A 1,886-nucleotide genomic window follows, 5' to 3' on the forward strand; every position below is an offset into this window, starting at 1 on the left:
GGAACCACCTGATCCCATCCCGAACTCAGCAGTGAAACGATGCATCGCCGATGGTAGTGTGGGGTTTCCCCATGTGAGAGTAGGTCATCGTCAAGATTAAATTCCGAAACCCCTATCTGCGTATGCAGGTAGGGGTTTTGTTTTTGGCGTAGAAAAAGCACGATCAATCAAGCACAAATTGGCGCAGTTATTTTTATCCCGGGACACTAGAATAGGTTCAACTTTTTCAGAGTCAGAGCGCTTATGCCAGATTCGGTTGACGCCAAAGAGCTGTCAGAATTACCACTAGAAAATCTGGTTGCCTGCCATGAGTGTGACTTGCTCATGCGTAAACCCGAACTCGCCCACGGCGAAAAAGCCCTGTGCCCGCGCTGTGGCTACGAGCTTTATGCCAATCGGTACAACGTCGTACAGCGCAGTCTCGCCTTGGTCATCGCCGCCTTGTTGTTGTTTATTCCGGCGAACTTTTTACCCATCATGCAGCTCAATCTACTCGGGCAGTCTTCGCAAGACACTGTCTGGAGCGGTGTTGTCGCCCTTTTTGACACAGGCATGCAAAGTGTTTCAGTGGTGGTGTTCCTGTGCAGCATGGGAGTTCCGCTACTCAAGCTGCTATGCCAACTGGCCGTATTGTTGAGTATCCGTTTTGATGTCGGACGCAGCTACGGCTTGTTGCTCTATCGCATTTATCACCATATACGCGAATGGGGGATGCTCGAGGTTTACTTCATGGGCGTACTGGTGGCGATCGTAAAACTGGCAGATATGGCAACCATCACCGTAGGCCTCGGCCTGGCGTGCTTCATTGGTTTATTGCTGATCCAAGTCTGGCTGGAGGTCGTAATGTCGCCTCACCAGATCTGGCAAGCGTTATCAGGAGAGGATGCCCATGCGGGCGATTGATGCAGGCATTCTGATTTGCAAGGAATGTCATGAATTGAACAGGCAGGAAGCTGATACCGATGAGCAAGTCTGTACACGCTGCGGAGCGCTGGTGCATGCCCGCAGCCCGAATAGCCTGGTGCGCACCTGGGCATTGCTGATTACCGCCGCCATTCTTTACATACCGGCCAATTTGTTGCCAATCATGACCGTGAACTCTTTGGGCAAAGGTGCGCCCAGCACAATCATGGCGGGTGTCATCGAGTTGGTGCACTACGGCATGTTTCCCATTGCGGCCGTGGTGTTTATCGCCAGTATCCTGGTGCCCACCTTCAAGCTGGTGGGCATTGGTTTATTGCTGTTTTCCGTGCAGCGTCGTCAGCCCCTTTCAGCTCGCCAGCGTATCTGGATGTACCGTTTCATTGAATTCATCGGCCGCTGGTCGATGCTCGATATCTTTGTGATCGCCATTCTCGTGGCGGTCGTGAATTTTGGGCGGCTTGCCAGCATCGAAGCCAATCCTGGCGCCATCGCCTTCGCCACTGTGGTGATTCTGACGATGCTTGCCGCAGTAACTTTCGATCCCCGACTGATTTGGGATAACACGGAGTCGGACGACGACCATGACTGATTTGCCTGTAGCGAAAACCCGACCGGCCTCGAACTGGTCTGCCATTTGGGTGCTGCCCCTGATCGCCTTGATCATTGGCGGCTGGCTCGGCTGGCGTGCCTATAACGAGACCGGCATCGAGATTCAGGTGCGTTTTGAGAGTGGCGAAGGCATTCAGGCCAACAAGACCGAAGTGGTCTATAAAGGCATGTCAGTCGGCAAGGTCAAAAGCCTCAAGCTCGATGATGAGGGCAGTTCCAAGGGGGTTATTGCCAGCATCGAGATGAACAAGGACGTAGAGCCATACCTGCGCACCAGCACACGTTTCTGGCTGGTCAAGCCGAGCGTGACGCTGGCGGGGATCACCGGTCTTGAGACGCTGGTTTCGGGTAAC

Annotated in this window: 3 protein-coding genes and 1 rRNA gene; all 4 read left to right on the forward strand. The window is 53.6% G+C overall.

The window, feature by feature from the left end:
- Positions 1–96, forward strand: a 5S ribosomal RNA gene (rrf, locus tag AC1DVH_RS30325); the annotation flags it as partial.
- 147 nt (positions 97–243) lie between these two features.
- Positions 244–903 (forward strand): paraquat-inducible protein A, encoded by a 660-nt coding sequence (locus AC1DVH_RS30330; protein ID WP_477756899.1) that lies wholly within the window; start codon positions 244–246, stop codon positions 901–903.
- The gene (locus AC1DVH_RS30335) at positions 890–1,513 is read left to right on the forward strand and encodes a paraquat-inducible protein A (protein WP_150728041.1); all 624 of its coding nucleotides are present in this window, start codon (positions 890–892) and stop codon (positions 1,511–1,513) included. Before AC1DVH_RS30330 ends, AC1DVH_RS30335 begins: the two co-directional genes overlap by 14 nt.
- The coding region (locus AC1DVH_RS30340) for an MlaD family protein (protein WP_477756900.1) at positions 1,506–1,886 on the forward strand (381 nt) is incomplete at its 3' end. The genes AC1DVH_RS30335 and AC1DVH_RS30340, both read left to right, overlap by 8 nt.

Source organism: Pseudomonas sp. P4_C3, assembly GCF_056402075.1.

What these genes read in the sequence shown, in the direction of transcription:
- AC1DVH_RS30330 (WP_477756899.1), top strand. Translation starts at nt 244, where the DNA reads ATGCCAGATTCGGTTGACGCCAAAGAGCTGTCAGAATTACCACTAGAA.
- AC1DVH_RS30335 (WP_150728041.1), top strand. Translation starts at nt 890, where the DNA reads ATGCGGGCGATTGATGCAGGCATTCTGATTTGCAAGGAATGTCATGAA.